Raw genomic sequence first — 21,120 nt, forward strand, 5'->3', positions numbered from 1 at the left:
TAAGCATCCCCCTACTGCATGTTACGTAGGGGGATGTTCATGATTATTGAAACTTCACACTTAGCTTATAAGGATTGATGGTTGAATTTCCGTTTACGTCTTTTACTTCCATATGGTATTTGCCTTTTCCTAAGTTAAAGGGAATGACCTCCGCATCACCTTCTAAATAGTGATTGGATGTCGCAATTAGCTTACCATCTTTATATAAGGATACGACGCCATCAATTTCATCACCAACATCAAATGTAATGGTTCCTTTGGCTGCTTTCTTCAAATCAAGTACATACCAATCTTGATCACCGCGCACAACCCCTGCATTTAAATGGCCTTTCGCCGTCCATAAACCAGGTGCTTCAGATTTTAATGATAGCGGCTTAGATGGAACATTATTTTTCACAACCGATCCTGCATCCTCATCCTTCGTTGACACGTTTGCGATTGTAAAATTATATGGAATCAAACTTGCTTGGGTAGAACTATCAATAACAGGTAAAAGACCTACAAAGTAATTTTTACCTTTCTTCGTTGGGAAAGATCCATAAATAGATCCATTTAAGCTAAGTCTTTCCACATAACGTATTTTATCCATCTCGTCATTGTCTAGCTTATGATTATTGTTCGTGTCTTCAATAATGATTGGAACTCCATACGCCTGATTTAAAAGACTTGATGGATACTTGGCTGCTAATTCCTTTGTCAGTTCCTGTTGCTTATAAAAGACGCCGCTTATGCCTGTTTGCTTAGCATTTACGTAATAAAAATCCATGTCATTTGGTAACCCAAAGTTCCCTGTAATGGTCCCTTCAGATACTGTTTTTGCTTGTTCAGGCGTATCGTTATCTTCATACTTATCTTCTGGATTATCTACTAACAGCTTAGAGGATATCTTATATGGATCAAATGACAAACTTGGATTTCCGTAAGGTGTTCGGGCAACTGCAAAGTATTTCTCTCCTTTACGAAGTCCCACACTAACTTGATCCTTAAACGTATCGGAAAACCATCCAAATTCTAGATTAGAAATTACAGGTTCTAACGTTTCATACGTTTTTCCATTTTCACCCTTGTACTTTCCAAGCTTATAAACCTCAAACATTGGAACGTTTCCGTCTTTGTTAAAAGTAAAATCATAAATAGCCGTACGCTCTGGCGTAATCGCAAACCAATCTTCATCTTCTAAGCTTTGGATATAACCCTCTGCGTTTGTTTCACCTAACTTGTACGGAAGTGCTCTAGCTTTAATATCTTCTAGCACTTGATCTACGTCGTCACTAGCTTCTCCTTCTGCCGAATCAGACTGAGCTTCCACAACAGATTTTGTTTCCTGTGCTTTTTGCCCAGCATACTCGCTAACAGTAAGGTTTCCTTTTGCCAGACCATCCTCTGGTGTTTCTCGTTGAATTGGTAGTCCATCTTCATCTTCTGGTAGTACTTTACTATCAATGGATACTTCGTAAGGAAGAGCTGATTCCTGAGGAGTCGCATCTTCAAACATCATATCGAAGCTCGTTAAAGAATTAAATATTATATAGCCATAAGAAGGATAGCTTTCATTTGTTGTACGAATATAATAGTCAACACCTGGGATAGCCTCAAAAGCTAATGTTTCTCCCTCACTGTATCCATTTGTATTGGCTGCAAACATTGGTTCTACTTTATCGTCTAATTTGCTCTCATCCATAAAGATTGGTGGTGCATTCTCATCATCAGAAGATACAAAAAGTTGATCAGCTGCGTACACTCGAATACTTGAATCGACCCCAGCTACACCGGACAGCTTTACTTTGACAACCTGAGGCTCGTCTACTTTCACTTTAAAGAAGTCGCTATCTCCATTAATGCCACTAAACGTTAACTTCTTATCTGCTGAATTGTATGGAAGTGCTCCTACTTCAACTGGATTTTTAAGAGAGATATTATCTTCTGGAACTTCTGCTAAGCGCTGTAGAGACAATTTATACGCTGACTTCTTGGCTCCAGAATTATCATAGTTTCCATTTGTATCTTTTACACCAATGGCTAACACTCCGTCAGCAGGGACTTTATATAGCTTCCCTTCCGCTTTTCCGTCCTGGACTTTATCAACTTCTTGTACGTCATTACCGTCTTTTGAATAGAGATGAATCTTGTATTTATAATCGTAGTTATCAGAACCAGCAAGAGCGGTTTGAATATATTCGCCTTTTTTGACATCAAACTTAATCCACTGCTCTTCGTTTGGTTTAGTAAGAGCTCCGTCTTGTACCAGCTCATCTTTTAGCTCCACTTGCTTTGCTGCCGCTAAAATTTGCTGCTCTGTCTTCGGATTTTGAACAGAAGCAGGGATTTTCGTCACATCATACTGTAAAGCTCCTAGTGGATTTACAAGTCCGTTCCCAAACTTCGTATCGTAACCTTTTGCCCCCAGATCTTTTGCCGTATGTTCTAACACATACTCGACTTGCGCTGGAGTTAAATTTGGATATTTAGAAAGTAATAGTGATGCAGCACCAGCCACAACTGGTGATGACATGGAAGTTCCGCTTAAATTAGCAAACGTTGATTTTCCCTCATAATAAATAGATGAATAAACATCTTCACCTGGTGCTACTAAATCAACGGATGCACCATAGTTTGAATAAGATGATAGCTTATTGTCTTTATTTGTAGAACCAACGCTAATAACCCCTTCAAAAGAAGCCGGATAATCTCGTTGGTTCATGCCATCGTTTCCAGATGATGCTACTACTGTAACGTTTTTATCAATCGCTGTTTTAATCGCCTCTTTTAGTAAAGGCGATGGATACGAAGAACCTAAACTCATGTTGATAACTTTTGCACCATGCTCTACAGCATATAAAATACCTTCTGCAATAACGTAATCGGATGCCCCCATTCCCCCATCAAATACGTCAATCGGAAGAATATTTGCGTTTGGATTAACACCATAACCACCTACACCATTATCTTTTTCGCCTGCAATAATTCCCGCTACGTGGGTAGCATGGAAGTGTGGAGACGCTTGATTCATTGGGTTTACTGCATTGTATGCTGGAAGCAGTGACCCCTTTAATTCAGGATGATTTGGGTCCACTCCCGAATCAATCACTGCTACTTTCACCTTATTTTTCCCTGCTAATTTTTGAGCCTTTGCAATTTCTAGCAATGAGAGATGATATTGTTTACTTGCTTTTGGGTCTACTGTTCCAAATTGCTCATAATTAACGCTTGGACTTGCTGAAATAACTTTTGAATTTTTTTGATAAGCTTTTAGTACGTTGTTCATATCACCTTTTTTCTTCACTTTAACAACCGCATATTTTAAGCTTGATATTTGCTTAATGACCATTGCACCTGCACGGGCATGGTCAGCGGCTGACAACGGGCGATCATATTTAATGACAAGGGTATCCGCACTTAAAGGAACTTGGCTTTTCTTTGTATTTAAACCAAGCTTCTCTGCCTGTTTTTTTAGAGCTGAAATGCTTACCTTCTTTGGTTCCAACAGCTTCTCTTTTTCTTTTGCAGTTGAAACACCTGGCATAAAGCTCGCTCCAATTAAACTTGTTGTGACACCTAATGCAACCCATTGTTTTACGAAACGCTTCATTTCATCTTCCCCCTATTACGACCAATAGTATAAGACTCCAAAACAACGAAGTTAGAAAAATATGTAAAACGGAATCTGTCCACTATATGACGTAAGAGGTTAACAAAAAGATTCATTTTTTGTAAAAATATTCTAAAAATCTTTTCGACAATATTTTCAAATCAAAAAAGACGTAGCCGCTCGCCACGTCTTCCTTCACTCTTAATGTTGTACAAGAGCACGATATAAAAATAAGCTATACTGTCCTCTTGTAACTGATTCTCCTGGTCTAAATGTACCGTCCGTGTATCCGACAGTAATATTAGAGGCGATTAAAGCTTGAATTGCACTTTCTCCAAAGCTTCCTGGTCGTACGTCGCTAAACGTATTTGTCGTTGTACCACTAAGCTTAAACGCTTTTTGTAAAATAACGGCCATTTCAGCACGTTTTAGGTTACTGTTTGGATCAAATAAGCTGTTTGCCTTTCCGTTCATGACGCCCGCTTTTGTAATCGCTGCGATGTATGGATAGAAACGATATGTTTTTGGAACGTCTGTATACTCCACGTCACCTACGTTTGTCACATCAAGATTCAATGCACGCACAAGTAAAAGTGCCGCATCAAGACGCGTTAAATTTTTAGATGGCTTAAACTCTCCATCATCGTATCCTGCGATAACATTTTCAGCCATTAATTGTTGAATGGCTGTTGCATACGGGTGAGAAGTTGGAATATCACGCATAACAGGCTCATCATCCGTTCCGTAGATGGCTTTTAGTTTATCAAAGTAAAGGTCACCGCTGCCTTGTTTAGAGGATTCTGGTTCCGTTACGTATAGCTGTTGCAACTGAACAGGTCCTGTAATACTTGTTGGTACGGAAGCTTTTACATACTTCCATCCCTTCCAATCTAGTCCGCCAGCTTCCGTAAAGTTCACCGTATAGCTTTGTCCACTCTGATCACTAAGCGATCCACGTAGCCAATGTTTATTGCCATCGCCATATACCCACATGCCAAGCTGCTGTGGTGACTGCTCTATTTTTAACGGAGCGGCTGGTACGAGATAAGAAGCGGCTGTCCCGTTTTGAGCGGCATCGAAATCATAGTGTAAATGAGCGGAGCTCTTTCCTTCCATATTTGGAGACGGTGATGTGCTAAGAGACAGCGTTGACGCCGCACGAGTGTTTTGTGTTGTCCACCCTGCTATAGATTCAAACGCGTCGAGCACAACTGGCTTGCTCGGTAGTGCAGGCGTTCCAATGGTAACCGGAATTTTTGTCACCGTATTTCCGTATGTTGCGGTAATTTCTCCGCTACCTTCTGTACCACTCGGTTGGAAAACACCGTCTTTTGAAACTGTTCCAAGATTGTTTGATACGTTCCATGTAATCGTCTGTGGATTAAAGATGATTTCTTTTCCACTTTCATCATACGCTTTTACGCTCAGCGTTTGATTTTTAGGCGTTGTCATCGTAATAGAAGCAGGCGAAACAGCTAGTTTGTCTACCTGATCAACAATGGTGATTGGCAAATTCTTTGTCGCATTTCCGTATGCAACTGTGATATAGCCGGAACCCGCTTTTTGCGCCGTAAACATCTGGCCGCTACCTGTTCCCCATGCGTTTGATACAACGGAGAACTTCGTATTATCGATGCTTAACGGGCTATAGTACTGATCTAATACGTAATTAAGCTTCGCATTCACAGTTGCCCCTACTGCTACCTTTGCAGAAGCGCTCACATTTGCCGATAAAACGCTCGGCTGTCCAACAGGTGCAGACGAAATGACTTGAAGAGTCGTAGAAACAGCGCGCTCATGGCCATCTGATGGCTTGTTAACAAGCGCAGCATTTAAATCCCCGTTGTTACGAACAACCATTGCTGTTGAGCCACCGCCGTCAAAGTTAAGCGCCTTATACGCACCCATATTGACCAAATATTGCGCAAACTCTTTCATGGACATACCCTTACTATCGGTTTGTCTTGAATCAACCGTTACAAAGAAAACCTTTGTCATCGTTTTATCAATTGCGACCGCTGTACGTGCAGTACGCTGTGTGGCACGGTCACTCGTTAAATCCATGCTAACGTCCACTTTGCCGTTATTCACAAGCATAGGACCACTCGCAAGCATAAACTTAGAGTTTTTCCACTTATCATCGATTCCTAGAGAGATGGATACGTTGTCTCCGGGCTTTAAGTTTTTAAGCTGCGGCATGCTTGTACCGTTTGCTGATAAAACAAGTCCATCTGCTGGAATAGCAGCTGACTCTCCGTAAACAAGCTGTTTTTGCACAGTTGCTGTAATCGTGTCACCAAATGACAAGTTTTTATTTTTTGAAGCGCCTGTTAACACAACCTCCAATCCGAATTTATTGGAATTTGTCGCCGTTCCGTACTCAGGCGTATATAAAATGAGATCATCATAGTTTCGGATTTTATTAATACCTGTAATATCATATTTCGTTCCATTATGCGTATATGCCATCTGAAGGTTAAACGAATCAATTTGCGGTTTATTATCCTTCGTCATTCCAAACGCGACCGGAATATTCACATAATCCTGCTTACTGCTTGCGATAATACCTGAATTCACAATTTGATTATTATACGAAATCAAATACATCGGCAGGCGCGAACCAACCATATCAAAAAAGCCACCATTAACTGCTCCAACGACACGATGTCCATCACGACTATCCGCGATCGCTTGCTTGGACGTCGTCACTACTTTATTTAGCGGTGATGGCACACTCACATCAATTCCTGTGTACGTATCCTGCGTGTTGATTTCCAGTGCACGAACCGTTTGAGGATAGGAATTAATGGTACTTTGTTTCTGGGTATAAGTAACCCCTGGAGACACCTGCATGTTCGAAGGAACCGCTGCCTGAGCTTCTGGCGCTAATCCCACAAAACACGCTTGCAACGACACAACAGCACAACCTAACCAAACCCAACCTTGCCTTTTCAAACGCAAAAAAGACCCTCCCAATATGTTTCTATTATTATAGTAAATTACATCTAATATAAGTTTTACCATATAATTATAACTTTTGTCGAATGACGTAAGAACTATTTGAAGGGTCTGTCCCCCATAACGTTAATGTGTTAAAGTGAGCCGCGAATCCAGTAATAACACCATCAAACACAGCTCATACACAATGAAAACTTTGTCGAAAAACTTTTTAATCAAACGTTTGTTTAAGATAACTTTCTATATCTTTTTTACTTACTTCTACATAATATTGGTAGAATGCACGCGGTGGATGAGGGAGACAGGACAATAGTCGGTCTGTCGTAATTCGAGGGCAGTCGGTAGGGTAAATGTAAGAGGCATAGCTACTCCAAGGATATTCGTATGGACGAGCAACCATTTTTGCTTTGACAGGATTAAGGTGAATGTAACGGCTAACGGTTAGAAAATAGTTTCGGTCCGTAATAATTTCACTTTTGTAGCGCCCTTGAAACAGATGGCCTTCGTAGCGGTACTTCTTATTAAAGTAAACGGCATACTGCGATTCAAGCATCTTCATCATATATTGAGGATGATGGTCGGTTTGCACAAGTAAATGGACATGATTGGTCATGAGACAATATGCATGTAGCTCAAAGGGCCACTTGCGCTTTGTTTCGTCAACTAAGTATAGAAAGTATTCATAGTCCTCCTCCCGATAAAAGATCGCTTCGCGTCGATTTCCTCGACAAGTCACATGATAAATAGAACCCGGATACCAAATTCGCGGTTTTCTTGCGATTGTCTTCACCTCCTTTATCGTTATGTTTCTTCATTTGCACTCATTTCCCTTTTACAAATAACAAAAAGAACCTAGTCACATGACTAAGCTCTCCTGCATTACTGTCCTAAAATATTCCCAATTACTTTCTTATGCTCCGCACTTCCAACGATGTCGTTTACTTTGGATTCATCCACAAAGGTGAAGGTCGGAAGTTTTTTCATCTTATGCGTTAAGACGCGCGTTACGGCTTCGTTCAGGCGGCTTTCTGGGATTTCGCCCGATTTTACACCTTCTACGATTCCGTTGTATACGTCTAGCTGATGGTCATATTCATGACAAACGAGTAATAAATCAGCACCAGCTGCTAGCGCTTCTTTTCCCATATCTTTGTACGTGTAGTATTTGTTGACGGCGCCCATTTCCAAATCGTCCGTAACAACAATTCCTTTATAACCGAGCTTATCACGCAATAATGTTTGCATAATGACCGGTGACAAACTCGCTGGTTTTTTAGCATCATACGCCGGATATTTAACATGTGTCACAAGGACAAAGAAATCATCAGGATCTACCTCATTAATCATCTGCTTAAACGGATAAATGTCCGAATCCTCTAGCTCCTCCTGATTGGCCCCTACTGCTGACGTATCCTTATGGGGATCGACATTCGTGCGGCCGTTCCCTGGAAAGTGCTTAACGACACCGGTAATGTTTGTATCATTTAGTCCTTTTACAACCTGCTTACCATACTCATAGGTTTTTTTCGCATCGCTTCCAAAGGAGCGTTTGTCCCTATCAGATATGTCGAGTACAGGGGCAAAGTTGGTGTTGAAGCCCATTGCTTGAAGCTCTGTAGCATTAAGCTTCGCAACATCATACACTTGCTTAGCCGTTGCTACATCGCCAAGCGCTTGCTGAGAAGGAATAGGTGATACCTTCTCCTGCATACGAAGAATATCGCCTCCCTCTTGGTCCACGCCAATCATAAACGGCAGTTGATAGGGCTGTTTTTGAGCAAGTCGCTGTAGATCGTTATTTAGATTAGCCACTTGCTTTGGTGACTTCATGTTGCGACTAAATAAAATAATGTTGCCAATATGCTTGTTTTCGATCATGTCTGTGACGGACGAGCTCGGTTCTGTTCCGTAGAACCCAACCATCATAATTTGGCCGACTTTTTCTTCAAGTGACATCGAGCTAACTAGCTTTTTGACCTTGTCATCGACCGTCGGTAATTGATTTACTTCTTGTCGAACCACCTGTTTCTTTTTTGTTTCTTCTTTTGTAAGCTTTGAAGAGCCTGGCTTTTCCCGTTTTTTCGTTTCAGCATTTTGTGTCGCCACGTTTTGTTCAGGCTTTTGAACCGTTTTCCACAGCCACGTCCCTGCCCCTAACGCTAAAACGATCGTAATAATTGCAGATAAAAGTACTAGTTGTTTTTTATTCATTATTCTTTATGCGCACCTTGCTTTTTAATATCGTAGTCATTAAGCTTCCAGTCATATCCTTCTTTCACCAAATACCATGTACCACTCCATGTCTGGACAAGCGTTGAACCGTCTGTTTGAGCATCATAAGAGGTCATAGAGAACGTTACGGATGCATGGCTATTATCAATTTGATTTACGTTAATGACTGTCGCATCATCTTTAATTGTATTTTTTAGGCCAGCTGCCCACGACTCATATTTCACTTTACCTTGACGATCTGATGAAAACAACTCATACGCAGCTGAATAGTTTCCATCACTAATATAACTGTAGTGTTGCTCCACAGATTGCTGAATCCCTGTATATCCATCTCCATTATCTTCGATCGTATCCCCTGGATAGTCTCCATCTGTCATAGTTGTTAACGATGGATCATCTTCTTCAATAGATTCAATGTACAGATACGGATCCTCGTCATCTTCAACTGTAAACACTTCACTTTTATCTGTTTTCTTCCCATTTAGCAAAACAGCCTGAAGCTCCATTGATCCATCAGTTGGTACCGGCCCTAATTTATCAACACTTTTCATCTTCTTCCCTGTGCTTTTTCCGTTAATGTAAAGTACCGCATCGTCTTCATTGGAGCTGACCATAATACGTGTCCCCGTAACGTCCAAATTAGCAACTAAGTTATCTTCTTCCACATCATCCATGCTAAGATCCTGTGTATCTGTCACATCTGTATATTCGCCCTTGTATACACCTTTTACAACATGATCACTCGGTAAATATGGACCAAATGTTTGCTCCTTGTCCTTTTTGAGCGTTTTTACTTTTTTCCCATCAATATAAAGCGCTGTTTGACTCTCATTTGATGTCGCCTTAATATATACCGACCTTGTATTAATGCCATATTGATTGAACAAAAGCCACTTCTTATCTAAAGAAGTTAAAGAGACTAAGTCTTTATCACCGGTACTTACATCTGCTCCATCGGCGTAGTTTTGTGCTTCTTCACGGAGATGTTTGGATGTCTCAGCCCAAATATCAGGGTTGTTTTTTAGATATTTAATAAAGCTTTTTGCCTCCTGATCGCTAATATTATGACTATCCTGAGAATTATTTAGTAGCGCCATCACTTGTTGAGCATCATTTTTATTTACAGCAGAAATAAATTTATCTGCAATCTTGTCAGGACTATTTTTCGCTTCTACATATTTGTATCCTCCAAAGCCTAGACCCAATAGTACAACACAAGAAGCAACAACTACTTTTGTTCCTGTTTTGATTGATTGTCTTGTTTTTACGACACTTGATTCACTATCATTACTCGTTGCTTTTTGCTCAATTGCTCCCCCACAATGTGTACAAAACGACTTGTTACCTTTTGATTCCTTGCCACAACTTTTACAATACGCCATTCCTTTTCTACACTCCCTATTAATTTAACAGTTTTGACTATGTAATAACCTTTTCAATTGATATGCGCTTGTTCTTCAACCCTTATATAGGTATATAGAATTAACAAATCCATATCAATAACTAAATATATTATTTAGAAATAAATACAATAAATGGTTAACAAACATTAATATAGTAATCTATATTTCCAAAACATACAATATTTCAAGGATTTTTTTCTTATATAACTTTCATTCAATTAGGGTTAAAAAGTTTATTTAATTGAATAAAAATGGAATTTTGTTATTTTCATATAAATTATAATATGGTAAATTTGTAATGTTTGACTATATTTTTACAGAGGTGACAGAAATGAATGATTTACAAAGCAAACTTGGTGGAGGTTTAAATAAAATTCAAGATAGCCTGCAACAAGGAAAGCAAAAGCTACAAACAGTGCAAGAAATTAGCCAGCAGAAAAAGATTATTCAAGAAGCTTCTTCAAAACGTGCTCTTTTATTAATACAAGCTGGAGAAGAGGTATACCGAAAAGTACGTAACGGTGATATTCAAAATGAAGAATTAAAAGAACGCTTTACATTATTAATTGAACTTGATCAACGAATTTATAACGCCCAGCAAATGATTTTAAATCTAAATCAAGAGAGTAGCGACTCAATGAGTTGTACAAGTTGCGGATCAGCTGTAACAGTAAACGATAAGTTTTGTGGTTCTTGTGGAACAAAAGTCGTTATTCCAAGTATTGAAGAACTCGATATGAAAACTTGCCATGCTTGTGATCAAGCCGTACCTGCCAATACACAGTTTTGCAGTTGCTGTGGAACTAAATTTTAACAAAAAGGAGAATTCAACAATCTATGTATTGTAAAATTTGTGGTGCTGCTAGCACTCAAGGAAGCAACTATTGTGGACACGATGGAGCTTCTCTTATAGAAATTATTCCTAAGCTACACGTAAAGAAAAACCACGCTACTTTTTGTCCTAGCTGTGGGAAAAAAACTAGTGATCAACACAACTACTGTGGTTCATGTGGAGCATCTTCGTTAGCATATGATGCCACTACTGAATCTGTCCGTGACACAACAAACATAAGCGACAGCAAAACATTTGAACAATCTTTTGTTCGCCCACGCTTTCAAGTCTCATATTTAAAACAAGCGCTTATTCCCGCACTTATCGCTTTCGCTATTATGCTCGTGCTTAATATTTTTGCTTATCAATATACAAACAGTGTATTTAACAGTTTATTTTCGGACAAATTGTCTACTGGAGGCTTCCCCTTAGAATATGCACTACATTCTTTAGAAGACGAATTTGATAGCGATATACCTGAACCTGATGCTTTCTTTGGTTTTAGTGATATGGTAATGAATTCACACCTCATTACACCTACATACAACCTATCAGCAGACATACAGGATTCGAATGAAAATAATACATTCGAAGGAAGTTTACATTTCTCTTTCACATTTGTTATTTACTTACTCATTCCTATGCTAGCATTATTTATCGGTGGAATGTTTGCAGGTAGAAAACGAGTAAACGTCTCAATGGTGGAACGACTTTATTCAGCACTGTGCACAGGTGCTATATATGGGATTATTTTAGCCTTCTTCTCCCTGTTCAGCGGGTTTGGCTACGATGTAAATGTTGCCAAAGATGCTTCCCGCTTTAAGTTAGACATTGATGCCTCCTATTCTTTTATTAAAAGTCTATTCATTGGTCTCACTGTAGGAACAACGGTCACTTTTATAGGCATGCTCTTCTCGATAAACTACCGACAGTTCACAAAGCATTTAACTCGTACGATACCGTTTGGAGAAGTTATTCATCAGGCTTTTTCTACTCTTGTTAGAGGATTGCTCGTAATAAGTGTTATTATGATCCTTGCCTTAATGAGTTCCAAAGATAAAATTTCGGCTGTCATGGATTTTTTACCTCTTGATGAATTGAGCGATAAAGTTGGATTATTTATTATAACGGTAGGCGCTCAGGCAGGAAGCATACTGTGGAATCTAGCTCACCTTGCTCCTTTACATCTAGACAACTTGGGATCATCAGACGATTTACTGACTTTTTCAATTTTGGGTGGATTAAAAGGAAATGGTCTAGAAGAATTTTTTGGAGGCATGGTGGATATACCACTCTATCTATACCTCGTTTTCTTATTACCAATTGCGTTGTTTGCATGGTCTGGTTATCAAATGAAGAAATCTAACCAAGCTTCTTTAAAGCACATTGCAATCTATAGCCTTATATATGCTATTTTAATAGGATTTGTTTCTTACCTGACGCAAATGAACATTAAGGTAGACGGAACAAATCAAGAAACACCTTTGCAAGCCTTTATTGGCTTCAGCATCTTCGGCACCTTTATCAGAGCTTTTATCTTCTCCTACATTTTTGCTTATGTAGGTGGCTATATCGCAAAAAGAAAAGGATATTAATGATTAAAAAAGCTGTTATTCACAATGAATAACAGCTTTTTCTTTAATTAGCGACATGAGGCTGATAGGTTTGCTCGTACCACTGTTCAAATTCGTGAACAGGAAGTGGTCGGCTGTAGTAGTAGCCTTGGACAGCATCGCATTTTTCTTGTTTTAAGATGTCGACTTGTTCTGGAAGCTCGACGCCCTCAGCGATTACTGAGAGATCTAAGCTTTTAGCTAGCGTAATGATCGCGCGGACGATCGCTTGCTCTTTGAGACTGGTGCTTAATCCGATGATAAAGGAGCGGTCGATTTTGAGCGTGTTGATTGGTAGCTTTTTTAAGTAACTAAACGATGAATAGCCTGAGCCAAAGTCATCGATCGAAATATGAACGCCAATATCTTTGAGCGTCTGAAGCTTTTCAATTACATCATCTACATTTTGAATCGCCACGCTCTCCGTGATTTCAAGCTCTACGCTGTTTGGACAAATATTACTTTCACGCAGCGTTTCAAGAACAGCCTCAACAAACGATTCCCTCGCAAAGTCAATGCTAGAAATGTTGACGCCTACCTTCATTGTATGATAGCCCTTATCGTGCCAACGTTTGTTTTGCACACACGCCTCATGAAGCGTCCATTTGCTTAGCGGAACAATTAACCCCGTTTCTTCGGCGACAGAGATAAATTCACCCGGTGAGACAAGACCTAGCGTTGGATGGTGCCAGCGAATGAGCGCTTCAACCCCTGTTAATCCACCTGTTTCAAGGTCGATTTTTGGCTGATAGTACAGCTCAAATTCGTTATTTTGAATCGCCGTACGAAGCCCTGATTCGATAACCATTCGTCTCGTTGTATACGCCTGCATGCTTTCTTGGTAATATTCAATGGCATTTCGACCATTTTTCTTCGCTTCATCAACAGCGAGATCAGCCTGACGAATTAACGTATTTAACGAAGAGCTGCTCTCTGATAAAAAGCTTCCACCAATACTCGTATTTAAATAAATATCAGATCCTTCGATCTTAAACGGTACGGATACGGTCGATAAAATACGTCCCGCCATGTTCCGGATGTCCTCTTCTTTGTTGCGACGAACGAGCATGAGAAATTCATCGCCACCAAAGCGTGTTAACAGATCCTGTGTATTCATAATTGCTTGAAAACGGCGAGATAATTCCTTTAAAATGCGGTCTCCTATTTGATGACCATGCTTCTCGTTTGTATATTTAAAGCGATCCAAATCGATACATAAAATCGCACAGGACTGGTTGTCATTTTTAGCTTTATGAATGGCGGCCTTCGCTAGCGTTTCAAACAATCCCTTATTCGGAAGTCCTGTTAAGCTATCGTAAAAAGTGAGCTGCTGAAGGGCCTGTTTTGCCTTTCGTTGCTCCGTCACGTCACGAATGACTGTCTGAATATACTTTTCACCATTTAATTGGATGACCGTCGATTTGGCTGTGACCCACTTTTCTTCTTGATTTAAAGTCATCACTTGGACTTCTTGTCCTGTAAACTCGCGCTGAAAGGTCCCTTTTAATAAATCTTCCACATCTTTCGCCATGGCATCCCAATCATCTTTGCGAAGAAAATGAGAAATAGAGAGCGTTTTTAATTGCTCAAAACTAGAGGCACCGATGATATTAAGCGCTTCTTGATTGGCTGATGTAATTTGACTATACCGATGGATGACAATCGCGAGAGGAGATTCGTAAAACAGGCTTTCATAACGATCATTTGTTTCTTTAAGCATTTGCGCGAATTTTTGATCTTCCGTAATGTCACGAATGTATAAAATGTACTCTAAATCCCGGTCCGCCACTACCTTTGTGACAGTCAGCTCAATGATTTTTGTTTCACCTGTTGATGACGTAATCTCTAACTGATGGCGTCGCTTCACCATCGATAGCAGATTTTCAACCATCGGAAAAATACTCGCCACATTTTTTCCGATATTTTCTTCTTTCACAACTCCTAACAGAGTTACGGCCTCTTCGTTAATATTTAAAACTTCTCCCTGCTCATTCGTTACCACAATTGCATCCAACGCTGATTCAAAAATGGCGTTTTTCATCAGCTGCTGTTGATTCGCTCGGCGATCAAAATAACTGAGGAAGGATAGCGTTCCGAACATTAATAAAGCTACTCCCGTAATGATACAAGCGAACACAACCGAGTTGATTTGATACGAGAAAGCAGATTTATCACCGTTCATCGGCATATAAAACGTCGCGGCCTTCATGCCTGTATAATGCATCCCTGTAATCGCTAGTGCCATCATGAGCGAAAATCCAATCTTCCCCTGGATATTTTTTTGATTGTTAAACCGTGAATAAAAGGCCAACCAAAGCGCCACGACAGACGCAACGAGCGCAATGACAACGGAAAGGATTACAAATGTTGCGTCATAATGAATCTTCATCGGCTCCATTGCCGCCATCCCCGTATAATGCATGCCGCTAATACCCGTTCCCATTAATAGACTGGCTGCTAATAAATGCTTATAGGATCGATTAGTAAAGTGCACAAAAAATAAACCGCCGTAGCAGCCCGCAATTGACCAGACCACAGATAAAGCAACGAGAAATAAATTATAGTAAGATGCGGCCATTTCAAGTTCAAACGCCAGCATTCCGACAAAATGCATGGACCATATTCCAATTCCTAATGCAAACGAGCCATTAAAAATCCAGAAGTTTTTGAGTTTTTCCTCTGAGGCCTTTACACGATTGGCCAATTCAAACGATGTGTACGAAGCCACTAATGCGATAAAGAAGGAAAGTCCCACTAACCAATTATTGTAATAACTATGCAAATGAGCAACATGATTCATAATATCTGCGAACTCTCCCTTTGACATAATTGTTCTCTATGTGTTTTATCGGTTTGAAGTAAGCAGGTTTGAAGATGTAAACCTTACCTTTTCGCTACGTTCGCAAAAAGAGTTTTGTTTATTTTCACTTGTCATTTCTAGAAAAACAGATGTATGTTACCAAAGTAATAATGATTAAAAATACGATGCAGGCATGATGTGGAACTAAAAAAGCAGAAGCGCTGTGATAAGCGCTTCTGCCTTTTCAACGATATAAGTTATGTTGCTTAATGTACTCATAGCAAGCTTCAGGAAGCAAATACCTCGGCTCCCCGCCTTTTCCGAATTCGTCTCGAATGTACGAAGAGCTGATTTCCATCGCAAGTCCTTTATCTACTAGATGAAAATGCATCCCGTCATCTGCATTTCGAAGCAGCGGTGAACTTGAGATTGTCTTCAGCATATCAACTCCGTCTCTCGCCATAACAATAAACCGATTCTCGGTGACAAGCGGTTCTTCGTATCCCCATTTTCCACTCGCAATATCAACTAAAAGATCTGCCCCCATAATGAAAAACACTTCGTCATTTGGGTACATGCTCTTAAAATAATTCATCGTGTAATACGTGTACACATTCCATGCTTCCTGTTTCATTTCATAATCGTCTGCTACAAACTTATCGTTTCCTTGAATCGCAAGCTGCAGCATCTCCCAGCGGTGATGATCTTCCGTCTTCATTCGCTTATCTTTTCGACGATTTGAGCATGGCAAGAAAATAATTCGATCGAGTTTACAGCGGTGCGCAATGGTGCTTGCTGTCCAAAGATGAACATTCGTCACAGGGTCAAAGCTACTACCGTAAATCCCGATTCTAGCCATGGCGCTCCACTCCTGCCTTTTGCTTTACTTCTTCAATTCGCTTCATTTTATTTTCCCAGCATGCAAGGCTAAGATCGACCGGGTATGATTCCGGATTCAACGCACGTTTGTATTCATCCCACAGCACAACTAGGTTTTCCTTTTTAAACGCTTGAATCGCTGTTAGTTCAGGTAATTCATAGATCAGTTCACCGTTCTGAAAAATATCGTGGTGAAGCTCGCGCGCTTCAAACTCAGACACGAACTTACTAATGTACGTATGAACGGGATGGAACATTTTGATTTTCTCTTCTTCCTCTGGCTTTTCCCAATCCAGCGCAATGTAGTCGCCTTCTGACTTTCCGTTAATCGTGTTAATGATCCGATATACTCGCTTCAGACCTGGCGTTGAAACCTTTTCAGGATTAGCGCTAATTTTAATTGTATCGACCATCTCGCCCTTTTCATCTTCAATGGAAACGAGCTTATATACCGCGCCTAGTGCTGGTTGGTCATATGCGGTAATCAGCTTTGTACCAATGCCCCATACGTCAATTTGAGCACCTTGAGATTTTAGATGCGAGATCGTGTGTTCATCAAGGTCGTTTGATGCGATAATTTTCGTTTTTGTAAATCCTGCATCATCAAGCATTTTGCGCGCTTTTTTAGACAAATACGCCAAGTCACCGCTATCAAGACGAATGCCGACAAAGTTAATTTTATCGCCTAGTTCCTTTGCGACCTTAATGGCTGTTGGAATACCCGAACGAATTGTATCGTACGTATCAACTAGGAACACGCAGTCTTTGTGACGACGTGCATATTTATGAAAAGCGATATACTCATCGCGATAGGCCTGCACAAGCGAATGAGCATGCGTACCTGCTACTGGAATCCCAAATTTTTTCCCTGCACGCACGTTTGACGTTGCTTCAAATCCGCCGATAAACGCTGCGCGCGTTCCCCAAATGGATGCATCAAGTTCATGCGCGCGTCTTGTACCAAACTCCATCGCAACTTGATCACCGACTACCTGCTTAATTCGAGAAGCCTTTGTCGCAATTAATGTTTGGTAGTTAATGATATTTAAAATAGCTGTTTCCACAAGCTGTGCTTGAATAAGCGGTGCTTCGACGCGTAGGATCGGCTCATTTCCAAAAACAAGCTCGCCTTCTTTCATCGCACGAACGTTTCCTGTAAAACGAAGATCTTTTAAATAAGAAAGAAAATCATCTCCGTACCCAAGCTCATTTCGAAGATAGTCTAAGTCGCTCTGTGTAAAGCGAAAATCCTGAAGGTATTCCACGACGTGCTCTAGTCCTGCGAATACAGCATAGCCGTTTCCGAATGGCAGTTTGCGGAAGAATACTTCAAACACCGCGTTTCGCTCGTGTGTTCCGTCCTCCCAGTAGGTTTCTGCCATGTTAATTTGATATAAGTCCGTATGAAGTGACAAGCTATCGTCTTGATAAAAGGTTGTCATTACGATCCCCCATTTCATGAAGTAACTATTTTGTTAGACAATTTTAGCTCCTAAGCAATTTTTAAAGTGACCAAGCGCCCAAACATGGCCGTCTGGATTAAAGCTCGCGACCGCTTTTTCGTGAATGACAAGCGGATAATGTTCATTATATAAATCAACGCACGTATGAAGGCAGCAAATATCGGTTGTAACGCCCGTAATATGAACTTCCTCAATGCCTCGCGCACGAAGCTGAAGCAGCAGATCCGTTCCAGCGAGAGCGCTGTATCTCGTTTTATCCATCCAATATACGTTTTCGCGTTCCTTATATTGTTCGTACACGTTATGAAGCGTTCCATATAGTTTTCTACCATCTGTGCCCATAATATTATGCGGCGGATATAATTTTGTTTCAGGGTGATAGAGATCACCCTCGTTATGCGCATCAATCGCAAATACGACAAAATCACCGTTTTCAATCGCTTCTTTTGTTACTCGTACAATTTCACTCTCAATGTCCTGCGCGGGTTTTCCACACGTTAATGCCCCATTGTCTGCCACAAAATCGTTCGTATAATCAATGCTTAATAACGCTCTTCTCACCTTAACTCCCCCTTGTGTTAACTCGTTAATATTTCACCGAATAAATCGGTTTAATAATATCCTCCATCTCAACAAAACGGAAAAGCTGTGTCGGTTGCTTAGACGTTCGTGTTGTCGTTTGTCCGTCTAGCTTTTCAATAAACGGCAGGCTTTTAATTTTTCGTGAAAACGCTGGATCACTCGTAATCACCGGATCATTCGTCACCGTACGTAAAACGGCCTGAAGCTCTGAATACGTAAAGGTCGGTGGCAAAAAGTTTTTGGCAGCCGTTGTTTGTAACAGATCAGCCGTAATCGCCTGGACAGCATGTTTGATAATCTCCTCATGATCAAACGCAAGTGCTAAATGGTTGATCTCTTCTAATGTAAAAAGCTCAACCTCGGATGCATCGTCATTGGCCTGACGGTGCATCAAATGACGTTCTGGCACGATGGCATAATGGGCATTTGTAATAATCCAGCCGCGTGGATCGCGACCAGGACGGTCATACACACCGAAATGCTTCACATGCACTCCCTGTACGCCTGTTTCTTCTTCAAGCTCTCGCTTTGCTGCTTGAAGAGCCGTTTCATTCGCCTGAACAAATCCTCCAGGCAATGCCCACTTATCTCCCTCGATGTTCGGATGACCTTCTGCGTTTGTCGCCGCTCGCTTAATCAACATCAGCTTTAGTTCCATCACCGGTTTTTTATAAGGTTCTGCTTCTTTTGTCATAATCGTAAATATCGCAATATCCGACGTATAGCCGTCTGGCGTGCGGTACTTCTTCACATCATATTTCTTTAATGCATCTTCATTTGTCATGATTTAACCCCTCTAACTTTTAACAATTTGTTAATTGTTAATTCTATTATATACAATTACAGAGAAAATGCAACATTTATTAAACAAATGGGCTCAGTTCAAAAATTACTTTGCTAAGCGGCTAGCTTCTCAAGCACATTTAAGTTTATTTTAAGGTTATCTTTATTTTCCTTAAAGTTCCTTTTTTTATCCTAGTAACATACCTAGAAAAGTTGTAGAGGAGAATGTATGTGAATACAACGTCACCCTTAAAGGTGCAAAACCTAACGAAACGAATTAAAAACGCTACGCTCGTTGACCATCTATCATTTGAGCTAGATCCAGGAAAAATCTATGGATTCCTAGGACCAAACGGTGCTGGTAAAACGACAACGATCCGAATGATTACAGGACTGATTTCCATTACAGAAGGTGAAGTATTCATCAATGGATATGATATTAAAAAATCACCTCAAAAAGCGCTCTCTCACCTTGGAGTTATTGTTGAGAACCCTTCTGCTTACGGATATTTAAGCGGCTATGAAAACCTTCAGCAATCCGCTCGCCTAAGCCTCAAGTCTATTTCTTCTACTCGTATGAAAGAAATTATTAAGCTTGTTGACCTAGAACATGCGATTCATAACAAAGTAAAGACTTACTCTCTTGGGATGAGACAGCGCCTTGGTATTGCGCAAGCTCTTTTACATGAGCCTTCTATTTTAATTCTTGATGAACCAACAAACGGACTTGATCCTGCAGGGATTCGCCAGCTTCGTGATAATCTAAAACAAGTCGCACGAGATGAAAATACGACGATCCTTGTTTCAAGTCACTTGCTTCAAGAAATTGAAATGATCTGTGAAGAAGCGATCGTTTTAGATAAAGGAAAGCTTGTCGACGTTATTAAAATTAAGGATGATTCAACAGAACCAAGCAAAATGGTGAGCTTGCTAATTGAAGTAAGCAATGTTGGAAAAGCGCTAGACGTTCTATCATCCTTCCAAGTGGTACAAAGCACTGAAAACGCGATTGAGCTCCTCGTAGAGCAAGAACAAGTACCAAATGTCGTGTATAAGCTAGCAGAAAACCGCGTTGATATGTATGAAATGAAGCGCAAAGCTGTGAGCTTAGAGGACCACTTCTTAACATTAACTGCGAAAGGATCAAACTAATGTTTAAAAATTTACTCATCAACGAATGGATTAAAATTAGCAAACGCAAAAGCAATCGCGTGTTTGCTATTATCATGGCCGCATTTATTCTTTTAATTGGTCTTTTAAGTGTGTTGTTTCGACACAACACGTTCTTTAAAGAAATGCCGTATACCTCTTTAACAGTCGGAATCGTGCTTTCTGTTGTTCAGTTTTATGCGATTGTCATTGGCGCAGCTGTCATGTCCAATGAATTCAAAGATTCTACTATGAAACATTTGCTTGTAAAGCCCGTTTCTAGAGCCAGCGTACTATTTTCAAAGCTCTGCATGGTGATCTTCGTTATTATCGGTCTTAGCGTTATTCTTTCCCTGTTATCTTATCTTGTAGGTATGATTACCCCAGGTGGAAACGATTTAACCTTTGTCGAAGTAAGTAAAATGGTTGGTTATGGCCTCCCATCTGTTATTTTCTTCGTCACAGTCGCGATCTTCATTTCAGTTCTATTAAAAGCACCAAGCTTAGCAATCGTTATTCCGATTGTTGGTAGCTTCATTGGCACAACCATTACGTTCATGCTTGCAAAATATGATTTTTATAAATACATCATTTTTGCTCACCTAGATCCTAGCATGTATGATTCGGATAAAAATATCGGCGGTGGTCAGGCGCCTGATGGCTTCACTCCAGGTCTTACTATTGTTTTATATGTTGTCTACTGTGCAGCTTTCATCGCACTTAGCGTATGGGTATTCCGTAAAAAAGAGATTAATTAATGAAACAAGCTGATAGAGCCAAACCTCTATCAGCTTTTGTTATAATTAAGGAAGAAACAGTAAACTTAGTTACAGTGAG

Annotated in this window: 14 protein-coding genes; 4 read left to right on the top strand and 10 right to left on the bottom strand. The window is 40.3% G+C overall.

Features of this window, described 5'->3' with window-relative positions:
- Positions 1–43 precede the first annotated feature (43 nt).
- From IE339_RS22380 to IE339_RS22400, 5 genes are all read right to left on the bottom strand, one after another.
- Positions 44–3,589: a S8 family peptidase gene (locus IE339_RS22380; RefSeq protein WP_242171877.1), complete on the bottom strand. Its 3,546-nt coding sequence runs from the start codon at positions 3,587–3,589 to the stop codon at positions 44–46.
- 201 nt (positions 3,590–3,790) lie between these two features.
- Positions 3,791–6,550 carry an S-layer homology domain-containing protein gene (locus IE339_RS22385; RefSeq protein WP_242171879.1) on the bottom strand — a complete coding sequence of 920 codons (2,760 nt, stop codon included), beginning with the start codon at positions 6,548–6,550 and terminating at the stop codon, positions 3,791–3,793.
- 208 nt (positions 6,551–6,758) lie between these two features.
- Positions 6,759–7,337, bottom strand: coding sequence for an REP-associated tyrosine transposase (locus IE339_RS22390; RefSeq protein ID WP_242171883.1), 579 nt, complete (start codon positions 7,335–7,337; stop codon positions 6,759–6,761).
- Positions 7,338–7,426: 89 nt separating this feature from the next.
- Complete coding sequence (locus IE339_RS22395) at positions 7,427–8,758, bottom strand: glycoside hydrolase family 3 N-terminal domain-containing protein (protein ID WP_242171886.1); 1,332 nt, start codon at positions 8,756–8,758, stop codon at positions 7,427–7,429.
- Complete coding sequence (locus IE339_RS22400; protein WP_242171889.1) at positions 8,758–10,161, bottom strand: TcaA 3rd/4th domain-containing protein; 1,404 nt, start codon at positions 10,159–10,161, stop codon at positions 8,758–8,760. Before IE339_RS22400 ends, IE339_RS22395 begins: the two co-directional genes overlap by 1 nt.
- A 352-nt stretch (positions 10,162–10,513) precedes the next feature.
- On the opposite strand from IE339_RS22400, the gene IE339_RS22405 reads away from it, so the two are divergent.
- Entirely contained in the window at positions 10,514–10,996 is a 483-nt protein-coding gene (locus IE339_RS22405) for a zinc ribbon domain-containing protein (protein WP_242171890.1), read from the top strand.
- Between the two features lie 23 nt (positions 10,997–11,019).
- Positions 11,020–12,609, top strand: a complete 1,590-nt coding sequence (locus IE339_RS22410) for a zinc ribbon domain-containing protein (protein ID WP_242171893.1) — start codon at positions 11,020–11,022, stop codon at positions 12,607–12,609.
- A 43-nt stretch (positions 12,610–12,652) separates the two neighbouring features.
- On the opposite strand, the gene IE339_RS22415 is transcribed toward IE339_RS22410, so the two are convergent.
- The 5 genes from IE339_RS22415 to IE339_RS22435 all read right to left on the bottom strand — a co-directional run bounded on the left by IE339_RS22415 (position 12,653) and on the right by IE339_RS22435 (position 19,135).
- Positions 12,653–15,454: a bifunctional diguanylate cyclase/phosphodiesterase gene (locus IE339_RS22415; RefSeq protein ID WP_242171899.1), complete on the bottom strand. Its 2,802-nt coding sequence runs from the start codon at positions 15,452–15,454 to the stop codon at positions 12,653–12,655.
- Between the two features lie 217 nt (positions 15,455–15,671).
- Complete coding sequence (gene nadD / locus IE339_RS22420) at positions 15,672–16,286, bottom strand: nicotinate (nicotinamide) nucleotide adenylyltransferase (RefSeq protein WP_242171900.1); 615 nt, start codon at positions 16,284–16,286, stop codon at positions 15,672–15,674.
- Complete coding sequence (locus IE339_RS22425) at positions 16,279–17,748, bottom strand: nicotinate phosphoribosyltransferase (protein WP_242171904.1); 1,470 nt, start codon at positions 17,746–17,748, stop codon at positions 16,279–16,281. The genes nadD and IE339_RS22425 overlap by 8 nt, the downstream gene beginning before the upstream one ends.
- Before the next feature lie 33 nt (positions 17,749–17,781).
- Positions 17,782–18,330: a cysteine hydrolase family protein gene (locus tag IE339_RS22430; RefSeq protein ID WP_242171905.1), complete on the bottom strand. Its 549-nt coding sequence runs from the start codon at positions 18,328–18,330 to the stop codon at positions 17,782–17,784.
- A gap of 25 nt (positions 18,331–18,355) precedes the next feature.
- On the bottom strand, positions 18,356–19,135 hold the full coding sequence (locus IE339_RS22435; RefSeq protein WP_242171908.1) for an NUDIX hydrolase: 780 nt from the start codon (positions 19,133–19,135) through the stop codon (positions 18,356–18,358).
- Positions 19,136–19,365: 230 nt separating this feature from the next.
- Between IE339_RS22435 and IE339_RS22440 the strand changes: the two genes are divergently transcribed.
- Positions 19,366–20,286: an ABC transporter ATP-binding protein gene (locus tag IE339_RS22440; protein ID WP_242171911.1), complete on the top strand. Its 921-nt coding sequence runs from the start codon at positions 19,366–19,368 to the stop codon at positions 20,284–20,286.
- Positions 20,286–21,041 carry an ABC transporter permease gene (locus tag IE339_RS22445; protein WP_242171914.1) on the top strand — a complete coding sequence of 252 codons (756 nt, stop codon included), beginning with the start codon at positions 20,286–20,288 and terminating at the stop codon, positions 21,039–21,041. The genes IE339_RS22440 and IE339_RS22445 overlap by 1 nt, the downstream gene beginning before the upstream one ends.
- Positions 21,042–21,120: the final 79 nt, after the last annotated feature.

The sequence above is a fragment of the Priestia koreensis genome (assembly GCF_022646885.1).
GTDB classification, from domain to species: domain Bacteria; phylum Bacillota; class Bacilli; order Bacillales; family Bacillaceae_H; genus Bacillus_AG; species Bacillus_AG koreensis_A.